Source organism: Bizionia sediminis (assembly GCF_042684585.1).
Taxonomy (GTDB): Bacteria; Bacteroidota; Bacteroidia; order Flavobacteriales; family Flavobacteriaceae; genus Algorimicrobium; species Algorimicrobium sediminis.
In genome coordinates, this window is record NZ_JBHULS010000001.1 from 163358 (window position 1) to 177522 (window position 14165).

At 33.7% G+C, this 14165-nt stretch carries 16 protein-coding genes; 8 read left to right on the forward strand and 8 right to left on the reverse strand.

Going from position 1 to position 14165, the window contains the following annotated elements; translation table 11 throughout:
• Window positions 1–4 precede the first annotated feature (4 nt).
• Genes ACFSQP_RS00645 through ACFSQP_RS00665 form a run of 5 tightly spaced genes read right to left on the reverse strand, consistent with a single transcriptional unit; the run spans window position 5 to window position 5301 of the window.
• A complete protein-coding gene (locus ACFSQP_RS00645; protein WP_376891034.1) occupies window positions 5–1384 on the reverse strand; it encodes a phospholipid carrier-dependent glycosyltransferase in 1380 nt (459 codons plus the stop codon).
• Window positions 1368–2495: a dTDP-4-amino-4,6-dideoxygalactose transaminase gene (gene rffA / locus ACFSQP_RS00650; protein ID WP_376891035.1), complete on the reverse strand. Its 1128-nt coding sequence runs from the start codon at window positions 2493–2495 to the stop codon at window positions 1368–1370. The genes ACFSQP_RS00645 and rffA overlap by 17 nt, the downstream gene beginning before the upstream one ends.
• On the reverse strand, window positions 2495–3190 hold the full coding sequence (locus tag ACFSQP_RS00655; protein ID WP_376891036.1) for a GNAT family N-acetyltransferase: 696 nt from the start codon (window positions 3188–3190) through the stop codon (window positions 2495–2497). Before ACFSQP_RS00655 ends, rffA begins: the two co-directional genes overlap by 1 nt.
• Window positions 3174–4103, reverse strand: coding sequence for a glycosyltransferase family 2 protein (locus ACFSQP_RS00660; protein ID WP_376891037.1), 930 nt, complete (start codon window positions 4101–4103; stop codon window positions 3174–3176). Before ACFSQP_RS00660 ends, ACFSQP_RS00655 begins: the two co-directional genes overlap by 17 nt.
• The gene (locus tag ACFSQP_RS00665; protein ID WP_376891039.1) at window positions 4096–5301 is read right to left on the reverse strand and encodes a glycosyltransferase family 4 protein; all 1206 of its coding nucleotides are present in this window, start codon (window positions 5299–5301) and stop codon (window positions 4096–4098) included. Before ACFSQP_RS00665 ends, ACFSQP_RS00660 begins: the two co-directional genes overlap by 8 nt.
• A gap of 114 nt (window positions 5302–5415) precedes the next feature.
• Between ACFSQP_RS00665 and ACFSQP_RS00670 the strand changes: the two genes are divergently transcribed.
• Genes ACFSQP_RS00670 through ACFSQP_RS00680 form a run of 3 tightly spaced genes read left to right on the forward strand, consistent with a single transcriptional unit; the run spans window position 5416 to window position 8060 of the window.
• On the forward strand, window positions 5416–6510 hold the full coding sequence (locus tag ACFSQP_RS00670; protein WP_376891041.1) for a glycosyltransferase family 4 protein: 1095 nt from the start codon (window positions 5416–5418) through the stop codon (window positions 6508–6510).
• Window positions 6500–7300, forward strand: coding sequence for a glycosyltransferase family 2 protein (locus tag ACFSQP_RS00675; RefSeq protein WP_376891042.1), 801 nt, complete (start codon window positions 6500–6502; stop codon window positions 7298–7300). The genes ACFSQP_RS00670 and ACFSQP_RS00675 overlap by 11 nt, the downstream gene beginning before the upstream one ends.
• Window positions 7293–8060: a lipopolysaccharide kinase InaA family protein gene (locus tag ACFSQP_RS00680; RefSeq protein ID WP_376891044.1), complete on the forward strand. Its 768-nt coding sequence runs from the start codon at window positions 7293–7295 to the stop codon at window positions 8058–8060. Before ACFSQP_RS00675 ends, ACFSQP_RS00680 begins: the two co-directional genes overlap by 8 nt.
• A gap of 1 nt (window position 8061) precedes the next feature.
• Here ACFSQP_RS00680 and ACFSQP_RS00685 read toward each other — a convergent pair whose 3' ends face one another.
• The 3 genes from ACFSQP_RS00685 to ACFSQP_RS00695 form a co-directional block, all read right to left on the reverse strand.
• A complete protein-coding gene (locus tag ACFSQP_RS00685; protein WP_376891046.1) occupies window positions 8062–8820 on the reverse strand; it encodes a glycosyltransferase family 2 protein in 759 nt (252 codons plus the stop codon).
• A complete protein-coding gene (locus ACFSQP_RS00690; RefSeq protein WP_376891047.1) occupies window positions 8813–9880 on the reverse strand; it encodes a glycosyltransferase family 9 protein in 1068 nt (355 codons plus the stop codon). Before ACFSQP_RS00690 ends, ACFSQP_RS00685 begins: the two co-directional genes overlap by 8 nt.
• A gap of 202 nt (window positions 9881–10082) precedes the next feature.
• On the reverse strand, window positions 10083–10898 hold the full coding sequence (locus ACFSQP_RS00695) for a 2,3,4,5-tetrahydropyridine-2,6-dicarboxylate N-succinyltransferase (RefSeq protein WP_376891049.1): 816 nt from the start codon (window positions 10896–10898) through the stop codon (window positions 10083–10085).
• A gap of 146 nt (window positions 10899–11044) precedes the next feature.
• Between ACFSQP_RS00695 and ruvX the strand changes: the two genes are divergently transcribed.
• The 5 genes from ruvX (at window position 11045) to mazG (ending at window position 14106) form a co-directional block, all read left to right on the forward strand.
• Window positions 11045–11464 carry a Holliday junction resolvase RuvX gene (ruvX, locus tag ACFSQP_RS00700; protein ID WP_376891051.1) on the forward strand — a complete coding sequence of 140 codons (420 nt, stop codon included), beginning with the start codon at window positions 11045–11047 and terminating at the stop codon, window positions 11462–11464.
• 322 nt (window positions 11465–11786) lie between these two features.
• Window positions 11787–12035: a hypothetical protein gene (locus ACFSQP_RS00705; RefSeq protein WP_376891053.1), complete on the forward strand. Its 249-nt coding sequence runs from the start codon at window positions 11787–11789 to the stop codon at window positions 12033–12035.
• Window positions 12036–12149: 114 nt separating this feature from the next.
• Window positions 12150–12740: a peptide deformylase gene (def, locus tag ACFSQP_RS00710; protein ID WP_376891054.1), complete on the forward strand. Its 591-nt coding sequence runs from the start codon at window positions 12150–12152 to the stop codon at window positions 12738–12740.
• A gap of 53 nt (window positions 12741–12793) precedes the next feature.
• On the forward strand, window positions 12794–13213 hold the full coding sequence (locus tag ACFSQP_RS00715; RefSeq protein WP_376891055.1) for a DUF5606 family protein: 420 nt from the start codon (window positions 12794–12796) through the stop codon (window positions 13211–13213).
• A gap of 113 nt (window positions 13214–13326) precedes the next feature.
• Window positions 13327–14106, forward strand: coding sequence for a nucleoside triphosphate pyrophosphohydrolase (gene mazG / locus ACFSQP_RS00720; RefSeq protein WP_376891056.1), 780 nt, complete (start codon window positions 13327–13329; stop codon window positions 14104–14106).
• Window positions 14107–14165 lie beyond the last annotated feature (59 nt).

A 14165-nucleotide genomic window follows, 5' to 3' on the forward strand; every position in this document is an offset into this window, starting at 1 on the left:
TCGTTTATTTTTTCTGATACAAATAGAAGTGCGTATCCTTTAAGGTGATTTTTTTTCGGATGAAGTCGCTTTTAAAACTTTCAAAGGATTGAATATAGGCTTCAGAAATAGCTAAATAATCATTTTTTTCCATAGCAGAAATAATACTTTCTGGATAAAAATACCCAGGAAATGAGAAGCCTATCCGATCTAATTGAATGGATTTAAAATTCCCTAAATAATAGTAAGCAGGCGAGGGACCACTTAAATAAACTCTAGAACCGCTTGGAATATGGGTTTTTATAACCTGTAAAGTATGTGCTTGTTGTTTAAAATTTCGTCTTTGGTGTTTTACAGTAGATGCCGTTAGTAAACCTATTTTTATTAATGCTATTAAACACAGTATTTGAAATATTCTGTTTTTTGTTATATCGGGCACACTTGACGCAGCGTAAGCAAATACGATTAAAACGTATGGAAACGTATATTGGAAATAATGACTGTAAGCAGCAAATAAAAACACACTAAAAGATGAGGCTGCCAGAAGCGTATAAAATACTAAATCGGGTGTATTGCTTTGGCTGCGTTTTATTAAAAACGGTATCATAACAACAAAAGCATTGGCTAAAAGGAAACTTATTAAATACGATAGTTTAAAAGGACTACCTATGCCCGTGCCCGTGCCAATATCTAAATTTACGCCTTTGCCAAGAATGTTTTTTATAAAAACACCTACGGGCATATCATTGAAATAATAATATATAAATAGTATAAAAATGGGGAATATTAAACCAACACCAATAATGGCAATGTGCTTTAAAATATCTTTTCGTCTTAATAAAATATCAATGCCAATGGGTGCCAACAAAAAAAGAGCATACTGTTTTGTAAGGAATGATAGGCCGAGAAAAATACCTATAAAAAATAATTTATTGAAACTAGAACCCGCTCTGTGCTGTATATAGAGATATAGAGCGCAAAGCTGAAAAAACACAGAAATAGGCTCCAACATAATATGGTTACCATCGTGCGTAAAACACAAAATTATAAAAAATAAGGCTAGAAATGTTTGTAAAATTCTAGGTATTTTAAAGTGGGATAGTATGTGATAGAGTATAAACCCAGACCCAATAATAAATGATATATTAAGAAATAAAGACCAACGGAAATCGGGAAAATCACTAAAGAAAAAGGGGATACTTAAAATGCTAATGGCTAACGGATTGTATGGCGAGGCAATATCCTTAAAGTATATATTGCCTTGGTGCATTTCGCGCATAGTACTCATATAATAACCCGAATCGAAAGATACCACTGGATATATTACAAAATATAGCAGTAATAGTCCAATACCCATTAGAATTAAAACAGTCTCTATTTTAAGGATATTAAATCTCCCTATCATACGCTATAATGGTTTTAGTAATCTGGGCAACCTGTTCCAAGGTTAAATCGAAAAACAAAGGAAGACTTACCAAGCACGCCGTAAAAAAATTAGCATGAATTAAAGCGCGACCGGTATGATTATTTTTGTAATAATCACTTTCGTGAAGCGATTGATAGTGAAAAACAGCATGAATATTATGATCTTTTAAATGGGCTATTAAATCATTTCTATGCTTTTCCGTTTTTGCAACAAGGTAAAACATATGACCATTTTGAGTAGCATATTCTGGTGTTTGTGGTAAACTGAAATGGGTGATATTTGCTTCGGAAAGTTGTTTGTAATAGGCATTCCAAAGTTGCTTGCGTTTATTTTGGATCTGCTCTAAATTTTCAAGTTGTGCGTATAAAAAAGCAGCAATAATTTCTGAAGGTAAAAAAGAAGATCCGGTATCTACCCAGCCATATTTATTAATTTCGCCCCTAAAAAATTGGGATCTATTGGTGCCTTTTTCCCAAATTATTTCCGATCTATCTATAAATTGTTCGTCATTAATACCTAAAAGTCCGCCTTCACCAGAAATAATATTTTTTGTTTCATGAAATGAAAACGCCGATAAATGCCCAATAGTTCCTAAAGGTTTTCCTTTGTAATAAGAAGCTATAGCTTGTGCGGCATCCTCGATAACAATAAGGTTATAGGTGCTTGCTAAGTCCATAATAGCGTCCATATCACAGGCAACCCCAGCATAGTGAACCACTACAATTGCTTTTGTTTTATTGGTAATTAAGGGTTCAATTGTGGCCACATCCATATTGGGATGCCTTGGGGACGAATCAGCAAAAATTATTTTAGCATTTTGCCTAACAAAGGCTAAAGCTGTAGACACAAATGTGTAGCTAGGTACAATAACTTCATCGTCCGCATTAATATTTGCTAAAATGGCACACATTTCCAAGGCATCTGTGCAGGATGTGGTGAGTAAACATTTTTTAAAACCATAGGTGTTTTCAAAAAAAGCTTGGCATTTTTTGGTAAACATACCATTGCCTGAAATTTTACCGCTAGCCACGGCTTCTTCTATATATTTTGTTTCATTTCCGGTAAGAAACGGTTTGTTAAATGGTATCATTATTTATTTTTCCAGTAATGTTTAATAAATAGTTGTTCGTGGATGGTGTATCCGTTCTTTATATAAATATTGGTGGCCGGTATATTGCTTTTTTGTGTGGGTATCCGAATCGATTTTAAATTTTGAGTCGCACAATAGGCTTCCACATAATCCATTAATTGTTGTCCTAAACCTTGCCCTTGATGTTTTGATGAAATGGCAAATAAACCAAACTCGGCATAATCATGAAATTGTTTTATGGTTACAAAACTCATGGCCTCACCGTTTTTTTCGGTATAAAATATTTTAGAGGCAAAGGTTTTGTTAATACTATTGCGTATCCATTTTTTATAAAGGGCTTCAAATTTATCGTTCGAGAAGCCTTTGTCTAACTTAAATCTGCTGTGTTTACCACTTTCAAAAGCCAAGGTGTATAATTTTTCGGCAGTAATAGGATGTAAATCACTATCTAATATAGGTGTTTTATTGCTGAAATTTCGTTTTTTTATGGATTTAGAAAAGGTGAGTTTACATTCGCCAAAGGTATTGGTAAAACCGTCGATTTCTAGCGTTCTATCTAGTTCCGATTTATCTATTAATAGGTCAAATTCTGCTAAATCGTGTGCACAAAATACCAACGCGTCGCTGTTTAATTGGCCGACACGAATTTCGAAAAAATCCGAATCCCATTCCAGTTTTTCAATTTTGGGTGTCATCAATTATAAATATTGGTCGGTTTTTAGTTTGGTTGAAGGCTTTTCCTAAATAAATACCTAAAACACCTAGGGTTGTGATTATTATACCAGAAAAAAAGCAAATACTGATAAATATCGAACTATATCCCATAACTTCAATGTCACCTCTAAAGGCTTGGACAAGCACATATAGAGCGCCAATAAACGAAAATAAGGATATTATTAATCCTAAATTTAAAAATAAACGCAAAGGTTTATCAGAGAATGAAATAATGGTATTTGAAGCAAGTTTTATTAAATTTAGTAAATTATACGTCGACTTGCCACTATCGCGAGCAGCATGCTCCACAGCAATAGCCGTTTGGTTGTAGCCTACCCAGCGAATAAAAAGCGGGAAAAATATATGGGCGTCACCTAGTTTTAAGACGCTTTGAATAACAGTGTTTTTGTAAATTCCGAAGTTAGCAATTTCGTTATCAATTTTTACACCCGCCAGATAATTAAAGAGTTTATAAAAAACTTTAGACGACATTTTTTTTAGAGCATTATCCTGTCTTTGCGTGCGTTTGGCTAAAACAACTTCATAACCTTCTAGCGCTTTTTGATATAATTTTTTAATTTCTTTGGGTTGGTCTTGCAAATCACAATCCATAACAACAATCCAATGCCCTTGGGCTTGGGATAACCCGGCCATAATGGCAGCGTGTTGTCCGAAATTCCTGCTCAAGCGTATGCTTTTTACATGATTATGGGTTACAGATAATTTTTTAATTACGGGCCAGGAATTATCAGGGCTTCTATCGTCCACCAAAATAATTTCAAAAGAAACACCCAGCTCTAGCATGCTTTTCGAAATCGCTTCAACTAGCTTTTCGGCAATATTTTCAGCCATATAAATAGGACTGACTATCGAAATTTCTGGTGTTTTATTCATAATTAAGCGGTGGTCCTGATGCATCAATTACGGACTGATAATAGGTTAGTGTATCTTCACTCATTTTAGATACAGTAAAATTAGCGACTATTTTTTTTCGGGCATTTTTAGCTAGTTTTTCAGCTAACATAGCATCATTAAAAATAGTGTTTATTTTTGAAACAAAATCACTGTTGGATGTGGCAATTAATCCATCTTTGCCGTGTGTTATAATTTCACTAGAAACAGCAATATCTGATACAATAACGGGTTTTTCTAAAGCCATAGCTTCCAGGAACGAAAACGGGAAATTTTCGCCTTTAGTAGGAAAAACAATTACATGAGCTTGTCTTAAAAGTGCAGGCATATCCGTGTAGTTACACAAATCGTAATACGTGGTATTTGCCAAAGCTTTTGCTGTTAAAATATGCGCTTTTATATATTGAAACGTGGCGGCGCCTTTGCCTATTAAATGCAGTGTGGCGTTTTCATGATGCTCGAGTGTTTTGTTGAAAATTTCAGCTAGATTATAGGTTCCTTTTTGCTCGGATAAGGTTCCGAAGTAAAAAATAGAATTTTTTATTATGGTCGTATCTTTATCTTTTAAGGGCGAAAATAAAGCCGTATCAATACCATTGTTTATTACGGTAATAGTATCTTTTTTAAATAAGGTTTGGTTAATGCGTTTACTGTAATCCGAAACAGCTATGATATGCTCGTAATTTTTAAAAGCTATTTTTTCGAATATAAAATACTGGTTTACATCATTATAACCAAAATATTTATTTAAAAATCCAGCACTTCCATGACACCTTATAACTGTTGGTATGTTTAGCATATTTAACTTCATAAAAAAGCCACCATAATCCCAAGCTTCAATAATATCTATATTTTTATTTGCTACGTATTTTTTAAGTTCTGCTGCCCAATAGTTGTATTCTTTAAGTTTAAATTTGACGTATAAATTGGTGAGATTTAGTTTTTTTGAAGCAGACGCTAATAAGTTAGTTACTGGATGTGCTTTTGCGAATTTTTTCACAAAATGCAAGTTAATGTCTTGATCTGTAAAATGTAATCCGTTTTTGTGTGTTCCAAAGACATGAACTTTATGACCTTTTTTTGTTAAATCGTGCGCAATAATCTTTATAAAGGATCCGGCTCCTCCATAACTAGGCATTTTTGGATGATTGTATTCCTTGGTTAGAAAGAGAATGGTCATAAAATTGGCATATATGCGGGCAAAAATAGTGTTTATTGGTTTAAATTAAAGTTATTAACTAAATATATTCTCATAAGAATTGGTATTTTTGGCTTTTTAAAACTTATGTAATTAATGGTGATACTTCATATTTCTTATGCTAGCACTTGGGGTGGAGGCGAGCAGCAAATGATTGATTTGATTCATGCTTTAAACGATCTGGGTATTAAAAATCCGCTTGTTTGTTTTAAAAATTCGGCGCTACATAAATATGTGGTGAAAAATAATCTGGATTTTGTTAGCATCGAAACTAAAAATCTGAAAAGTTTACAACATATAATAAAAAATAGCGAGGCTAACTTATTGCACATTCATACTGGTAGTTTTATTAAGGATTTTATTCTTTTAAACATATTTTACGGACTTTCCATTCCCTGTGTTTATACGATTAATGGAATTATGCGTAAAAAGAGTTTTATGAGTCGGTTAAAGTATAATTACTCTAAAATAGATGCCATTCATTTTGTTTCTAATGCGGCTAAAAATCATTTTAAAAATGAGGTAGCCTTTAAAAAGTCCTATAAAAAATTACATACTATCTATGATGGAATTCAAGTGAATAACGCCAAATTACCAATAGATACCAACGTAATTACTAATTTATCAAATAATCCAGACGCTTTTTTTGTTGGCAATGTTGCAAATCATACACGTGCAAAAAACTTAATATCGTTTATTGAAACCGCAAAAATTCTGGTGCATGATATGGGGATGAAAAACCTTAAGTTTGTCCAAATTGGGCGTGAAAGTAAATTAACAGAACCCTTAAATCAAGCCATAATAGATTACGATTTATCAAATCATGTTTTTTTATTGGGCTTTATAGAAAACGCACAGGCCTATATTTCTCTGTTTGATACACTTTTAATAACTTCCAATAGAGAGGGGTTGCCTTTAACAATTATGGAAGCTTTTAAACATAATGTTCCCGTTGTTAGTACAGATGCTGGCGGTATCCCGGAAGCTATTGAAACGGGTGAAAATGGATTTTTATCGCCTATAAACGATCATAAAGGTTTGGCCTTACAGATTTTAGAATTGCGTAATAACAAACAACTTGCTGTCAAATTTGCCACCCGTTCTCAAGCTATATTGCAAGAGCGTTTTACCGCGAATAAAATGGGCGAAAACACCTTAAAATTATATAATTCGATATTACATGGAAACTAAATTAGTATTATTACTAACCACTTATAACTGGCCAGAAGCACTAGAATTGGTTTTAATGAGTATAAAAAATCAAACCGTGTTGCCCTATCAAGTTATTGTAGCTGATGATGGCTCAACAGAGGAAACAAGACGTTTAATACAGACATATCAAGAAAATTTTCCAGTTCCTTTAATTCATATATGGCATGAAGATAAAGGTTTTAGACGTTCGGCTATTTTGAATTTGGCCATTTCGAAAACTACAGCAGATTATATTGTTCAAATTGATGGCGATTGTATCATTGATAAAAATTTCATAAAAAATCATAAAAATTCTTTAGAAAAAAAAACCTATTTATTTGGCTCTAGAGTGAGTATTAAAGCCGATTTTTTATCCGAATTGTTCAATAAAAAAATAGTGTCTTTCTCCTATTTTTCAAAAGGTATTAAAAAACGAAATAGAACCATTTATATGCCGTTTTTAGGATCTATTTTATACCGAAAAAACAACGAACTTTCCAAGAAGTTGCGCGGTTGTAATTTATCGTACTGGCGATCAGATTTTATCGAAATTAATGGTTATAATGAGGATATGACTGGTTGGGGCCGAGAAGATTCGGAATTAATAACTCGCATGATGAATAAAGGTGTACAGGGAAAACGTTTAAAATTTCAGGCTATTCTTTATCATATTTGGCACAAAGAAAGCTCTAAAAGCAATTTGAATATTAATCATGAAATTCAAGAAAAAGCAAAAAAAGAGAATTTAATAAGCTGTAAAAACGGTATAAATAAATATTTAAATGATTAAAAACGGCAGGGTTAATAACGAGTTTTTAGCGCATGAAGCCTATTTAAATAGTATCATTGAAAATTATGATACAACTGGAGAAAATTTTGGAAATCAAGATCGGAACTCCCTTAAATTATTTGATTTAAATGGATTAACTATTAACGTAAAATCCTTTAAAATTCCCAATTTGGTGAATCAAATTGCCTATCGTTTTTTTAGAAAAAGTAAAGCACAACGGTCTTTTGAATATGCTAACCGGCTTTTAGAGCTGCATATTGGTACACCACAACCCATTGCTTATTTTGAATATAAAACACCGTTCTTATATAAGAAGAGTTACTATATGAGTGCCCATTTGCCCTACGATTTAACGTATAGGGAATTAACAACAGATTTAAAATATCCAAATCATGAAGCCATTTTGCGGGCTTTTACACGTTTTACCTTTAGTTTGCATAAAGCCGGTGTTAATTTTTTAGATCATTCGCCTGGGAACACGTTGATTCAATTAAATGGTGGAACCTATAAATTTTATTTAGTGGATTTGAATCGAATGGAATTTGGTACTTTGGATTTTGAAACACGGATTAAAAATTTCGCTAGGCTAACGATTCATAAATCTATGGTAGAAGTTATGAGTGATGAATATGCCAAATTAAGCGGTTATGATTATGAGCGTGTTTTTAATTTAATGTGGGCAGAAACCGAAGCTTTTCAATATAGATTTCATAGAAAAAGACGCCTTAAAAACAAGATTTTCTTCTGGCGTAAAAAATAAGCTACTCGTTATTTTTCCAGAGTTGATGTAGTTTAATGTATTTTAAAAATGTGACATTATACGTTTGTACACAGATTATAAATCCGTTTAAACCATCCAAAAAGCCAAGTCGTAAAAAATACGCCTTAAAAAAGGCCCATGATGGTCGGTAAATAATTTTCCAGATAGACGACTTTTTTCCTAATTTATAATAGGCTTCAGCAGCAATTGATGAAAACCGTTCCACTTTTAAATTATGCTCTTGGTAGTCCTTATATATCCAATGTAATAAATTACCATCTAATTTACCGGCACGATTCCCAGCTTTAAGCGTGTAACAATCATGCGGGTTAATGCCTTTCCATTCGCCACTATTTTTTTTAAAGAGGCGTAATTTTTTATCAGGATACCAATCGGAATGTTTAATCCATTGGCCGCAATAATTATTCAAGCGTTTGCAGTAATAGCCATCAAATTTCCAATTTTTTTTGGTCTCTAAAACTGATTTTTGTAAAGGTTTAGATAGCGCCTCATCGCCGTCCAGAGATATAATATAATTATAATTAGCCTGTGTAATAGCATAATTTTTTTGCTCAATATAACCTTCAAAAGCCCGTTGAATAAAAGTCACGTTAAAAGCTTTGCATATATTTGGTGTGCTATCTGTTGAAAAAGAATCTATCACAATAATTTCATCTGCAATACCAGTAAGCGAGGTAAGGCATTTTTCCAAATGCTCTTCCTCATTATAGGTGATTATTACGGCAGATAATTTAATCATGTGTATGTAATTTTTGTAAAAATACTTGTAATTTCTCGGCAAACAAATCTGGTGTAAATTTTTGATATAGTGCCAAAGCATTGGGCTTCATGTCTTTTTCGGTTTGGCCAATATACAATTGGGGCTTGTAATCTTTTAAATGTACGGATTCATTTACGGTTTCTTCCTCAAAAATATTCCAAGTATCCTTATCAATCCAGGTTGAAAAAATGGTAAATGTCCTTATATTTAATGCTTTTGCCATATTTACAGCACCACCTTCATTACCAATTAACGCATGACAATGTGCTGTGAGTGCTAAAAATTCGCGCAGGCTTTTCCCAAATAAATTCATATAAATATGTTGTTGGGTTTGTGGTTGGCATAAATTAAAAATAGCTTGGGCTTCTGTTTCTTGTTTGGGTATATAATTAAATAAAATTTGAGCCTTACACGTACTTACAATGGTATCAATTACCTGTGCCATATATTCAAACGGATAGGTTTTATTGGTGCCACTTCCTAAAACACTAATCATAACAAGTGCTTGTTGAAAATTAATGCCGTTTGAGATTAGAAATTGTTTACTACTTTCAAGTTCGGAAGTAGTCATATAAATTTTTGGCGTGGCCGTTTTTAAATATATATCCAAAGGTTCCAATAGTTGCAGACGGTTTACAATTGCCAAACCGCAGTCTTGTACCGTTTGTTTGGCTCGTTTTATAGTGTGTGTATATATAAATGAAGAATAGGCTTTGTGATAGGAAATTTTAATTTTGGCGCCAGACAAAGCGGTTATTAAATTACTCGATATTTTGGAGTACACATCAATAACCACATCGTATTTGGCTTTTTTTATAGTTTTGGCTAAAATCCACAGGGCTTTTTTGCTTTTTTCGGCTTGCGGTGTAAATTCTATAATACGATCAATATACGGATTATTTTCAACCACAGGAACCGTATGCGTATGGATTAAATAATCCAATTGCGCATCCGGATAATGCGCACGCAGGGCTTCAAATAGTACTGTAGACGTCAGCACATCACCAATCATTTTTTGCTGTATAATTAATACTTTCAAATGAATTTTTTTAAGTTAAATTTAGAATCTTCTCGTTCTTAAATTCTTGATATATTAAATTAATAAGGTATTCCAACGAAATAAATAAGCGAGCTAATAACCTATTAACCCAATAACAATTCGAAAAAAAAGGTATAAACTTCAAGCCAATTGGTTTTTTAAGCACTCCATTTTAAAAACAGCGACTGCAAATTAAATTAAACTAAACCGCAACATCGTATTCGCGTAAAGCATCATTTAGAGATGTTTTTTTATTTGTGCTTTCTTTACGTTTCCCAATAATTAAAGCACAAGGTACTTGAAATTCTCCAGCAGGAAATTTTTTGGTGTAACTACCAGGAATTACCACAGATCGTGCGGGTACAATGCCTTTCATTTCAACGGGTTCGCTACCCGTAACATCAATAATCTTGGTGCTCATGGTAAGTACAACATTGGCGCCTAAAACGGCTTCTTTTTCAATTTTCACACCTTCCACTACAATACAACGAGACCCAATAAAAGCACCATCTTCAATAATAACTGGTGCCGCTTGAAGGGGTTCTAAAACACCACCAATTCCAACACCACCAGAAAGGTGTACATTTTTACCAATTTGAGCGCAACTACCAACGGTAGCCCAGGTATCTACCATAGTTCCTTCGTCTACATACGCGCCAATATTTACATAGCTAGGCATTAAAATAACCCCGCTTGAAATATAAGCACCATGGCGAGCCACGGCATTTGGCACGACACGAATCCCTTTGTCTTGATACCCTCTTTTTAAAGGAATTTTGTCATGATATTCAAAAATACCAACTTCCAAAGTTTCCATTTTCTGAATTGGAAAATACAATACTACGGCCTTTTTAACCCACTCATTTACCTGCCAACCATTAGGTGTAGGTTCCGCCACGCGCAGGGTTCCAGCGTCCAGTAAGTCAATAACATTTTTTATGCTATTTATGGTTAATTCGTTGGTAAGTAATGCGCGGTTATCCCAGGCATCTTCAATTATTTGTTGTAGTTGCTTCATAATATTTATCTTGCTTTCTTAATGTTCTAAAAAAAATAGCGCTGTTTGTTACAAAGATATAGTTATAATTGAAATTTAAATGTCACAATTGTTTTTATTGGCAGACTTGTAAGGCTATTTATATTTTAATAGTAACTTTGCCAGCTATGGGACGCATATTAGCAATAGACTACGGTAAGGTACGAACAGGTATAGCTGTAACAGATGAACTTCAAATAATAGCATCAGGATTAACAACCGTTGAAACCCCTAATTTATTGAAATTTTTATTGAATTATATTGAAACGGAAACCGTTGACTTATTTCTGGTTGGTGAGCCCAAACAAATGAATAATATGCCCTCCGAAAGCGAAGCACTTATTAAGCCGTTTTTAAAAACCTTACAAAAAGCCATACCCCAAATTCCTGTGGAGCGTGTAGATGAACGGTTTACGTCTAAAATGGCATTCCAAACCATGATAGATAGTGGGTTGTCCAAAAAAAAGCGTCGTAATAAAGCTCTGATAGACGAAATTAGCGCCACCTTAATTCTGCAAAGCTATTTAGAAGCTCAAAAACGATTTTAAAACTAACAGGTTTTTTTCGGTTTCGCTTTTAGTAATTTATAACATAGTTTTCAGTTTTACCGTTTGTCGAATGGGCTTAAAAACAAGCTTTTTTTGCTGTAAAAGCAAGTCGTTTTTGGGATAAATTTTTTCTTTTATATTCTCTTTTTTAGCCTTTATACACATATAAAAGTAAGTGTAAATTAGTTGAAAATAGGGCATTTATCGATTAAATGTAAGCCCAAGCCACCTTAACGATTATATCTTGTGTTTCAACAAAATAATTCTACTTGTACCGTTCATCGACTGTATCTTTGTACACGTATAAAAGAAGTCTTAACGAATGAAGCATTTTTTCTTAATCGGTATGTTTATGTTTGGTAGTTTTTTTAGTGTTCAGGCACAAAACAGTTTGGAGCCCGTTACAACTATAAAATCAATGCCTATTGCCATAAACCAGGCGTCAAGCTGTTCGGTTTTACCACAGGATATTGCTGCCAGAAAAAAAGACATTCTTACCAAAAAAATTGAATCGAAAATAAACGGTAAAATAAATTTATTTACCCTAAAAGAAACCCGCGTTATTTGTTAAAGAAAAGCAGATACACACGGAAATAACGCAAAACGCCCATTTTAAGGGCGTTTTTTTGTGCGTATATATGAGAGTTGTTGTATTTTTGCCCCTTAATTTATTGAAATAATAATCATGATATTACCTATTGTAGCCTACGGCGATCCAGTACTTAAAAAAGTAGCCAAGGACATTCCTGCAGATTATCCTAAATTGGATGAATTACTTCAAAACATGTACGAAACCATGTACAATGCTTTTGGTGTTGGACTTGCCGCGCCACAAATAGGTTTAGATATTCGGTTGTTTATTGTAGATACCACACCTTTTGCTGAAGACGAATCCTTATCCGAAGCCGAGCAAGCGGCGCTTACAGGCTTTAAAAAAACCTTTATAAATCCTAAAATTACAGAGGAAACAGGCGAGGAGTGGGTTTTTAATGAGGGTTGTTTAAGTATTCCAGATGTGCGTGAAGATGTATTTAGAAAACCAACCATTACCATTACATATTACGACGAAACATTTAAAGAACATACAGAAACGTATTCGGGTTTAATAGCACGGGTTATACAACATGAGTACGATCATATTGAAGGCGTTCTATTTACCGATAAATTATCGTCTTTAAAAAAACGCCTTATTAAAGGAAAGCTTACCAATATCTCTAAAGGTAAAATAAATGTCGATTACCGCATGCGTTTTCCAAGTCAAAAAAAGAAACGATAATATTTGTAAAACAGTTGTAAACATTTGATATTTGCTTCCCTTAAAATAATACTATGAGTTTAGAAAAAATATTAGCTATAGCTGGAAAACCTGGCTTATATAAAATGGTGGCACAAACACGTGGTGGTTTTATTGCCGAATCTTTATTGGATGGAAAAAAAACCTCTGTAGGTATTCAGCATAATGTTAGTGTATTAAGCGAAATTGCAATTTACACCCTAACCGAAGAAAAACCTTTACGTGAGGTGTTAAAACTTATAAAGGAGAAAGAGTCTGGAAATGAAACACCTATAAGCCACAAAGATAGTAAAGATAAATTGGAAGCCTATTTCTTTGAAGTGCTTCCAGATTACGACGAAGATCGTGTTTATCCTGGCGATATTAAAAAAATTATCCAGTGGTATAATTTATTGCAAAAAAACGATTTATTGGATTTAGATGCAGAACCAGTTGCTGCCAATGAAGAAGAATAAAAAGTAATTTTTTAAATATTATTAATCCAGTAGTGCCTAGCTTACTGGATTTTTTGTTTCAGGATGCTTGCTATTCTGGGAAAATTAACCGTAATTTTATCAAAACCTATATTATGAACAACAGAAAAGCCCAGTTGGAAGCCTTTAACCGGTTACTAACCATCATGGATGAATTACGCGAGCAATGCCCATGGGATAAGAAACAAACCATGGCAAGTTTACGCCATTTAACTATTGAAGAAACCTACGAATTGGGCGATGCCATTTTAGATAATAATTTGGATGAGGTTAAAAAGGAGCTAGGCGATGTGTTGCTACATATTGTTTTTTATGCCAAAATAGGTAGCGAAACCAATGATTTTGACATTGCCGATGTGTGCCATGCTATTTGCGATAAACTAATTAGCAGGCACCCCCATATTTACGGAAATGTTACCGTAGCCAATGAAGCCGATGTAAAACGAAATTGGGAGAACTTAAAACTGAAAGAAGGGAAATCCAGTGTGCTAGAAGGTGTACCTAAAAGCTTACCAGCTTTGGTAAAAGCCAATCGTATTCAGGATAAAGTAGCTGGTGTTGGTTTCGATTGGGAAGCCGACAATCAGGTTTGGGATAAGGTAATGGCAGAGCTTCAAGAGTTTAAAGATGAGGTGCAAGCTAAAAACCAGGTGGGTATGGAAAATGAATTTGGCGATTTGCTTTTTTCGCTAATAAACTACGCGCGCTTTTTAAAAATAGATCCAGAAAATGCACTGGAGCGCACCAATAAAAAATTTATAAACCGGTTCCAATTTTTAGAAACTAAAGCTAAAAGCATGAATAAAAACTTACGTGATATGACCCTGGGTGAAATGGATGCTTTGTGGGAAGAGGCTAAATCGCATACACACTAATGGCTTTTAAGATAGTTTTTTAGATAATTTTAAAATTGTAAAAAAAAACCTGCTAAAGT

Bases quoted from the DNA above. Each gene is read 5' to 3' on its own strand.
- ACFSQP_RS00670 (WP_376891041.1), top strand. From the start codon at position 5,416: ATGGTGATACTTCATATTTCTTATGCTAGCACTTGGGGTGGAGGCGAG.
- ACFSQP_RS00660 (WP_376891037.1), bottom strand. From the start codon at position 4,103: ATGAATAAAACACCAGAAATTTCGATAGTCAGTCCTATTTATATGGCT.
- ACFSQP_RS00715 (WP_376891055.1), top strand. From the start codon at position 12,794: ATGAGTTTAGAAAAAATATTAGCTATAGCTGGAAAACCTGGCTTATAT.
- ACFSQP_RS00645 (WP_376891034.1), bottom strand. From the start codon at position 1,384: ATGATAGGGAGATTTAATATCCTTAAAATAGAGACTGTTTTAATTCTA.
- ACFSQP_RS00695 (WP_376891049.1), bottom strand. From the start codon at position 10,898: ATGAAGCAACTACAACAAATAATTGAAGATGCCTGGGATAACCGCGCA.
- ACFSQP_RS00665 (WP_376891039.1), bottom strand. From the start codon at position 5,301: ATGACCATTCTCTTTCTAACCAAGGAATACAATCATCCAAAAATGCCT.
- def (WP_376891054.1), top strand. From the start codon at position 12,150: ATGATATTACCTATTGTAGCCTACGGCGATCCAGTACTTAAAAAAGTA.
- ACFSQP_RS00655 (WP_376891036.1), bottom strand. From the start codon at position 3,190: ATGACACCCAAAATTGAAAAACTGGAATGGGATTCGGATTTTTTCGAA.
- ACFSQP_RS00675 (WP_376891042.1), top strand. From the start codon at position 6,500: ATGGAAACTAAATTAGTATTATTACTAACCACTTATAACTGGCCAGAA.
- ruvX (WP_376891051.1), top strand. From the start codon at position 11,045: ATGGGACGCATATTAGCAATAGACTACGGTAAGGTACGAACAGGTATA.
- mazG (WP_376891056.1), top strand. From the start codon at position 13,327: ATGAACAACAGAAAAGCCCAGTTGGAAGCCTTTAACCGGTTACTAACC.
- ACFSQP_RS00680 (WP_376891044.1), top strand. From the start codon at position 7,293: ATGATTAAAAACGGCAGGGTTAATAACGAGTTTTTAGCGCATGAAGCC.
- ACFSQP_RS00685 (WP_376891046.1), bottom strand. From the start codon at position 8,820: ATGATTAAATTATCTGCCGTAATAATCACCTATAATGAGGAAGAGCAT.
- ACFSQP_RS00705 (WP_376891053.1), top strand. From the start codon at position 11,787: ATGAAGCATTTTTTCTTAATCGGTATGTTTATGTTTGGTAGTTTTTTT.
- rffA (WP_376891035.1), bottom strand. From the start codon at position 2,495: ATGATACCATTTAACAAACCGTTTCTTACCGGAAATGAAACAAAATAT.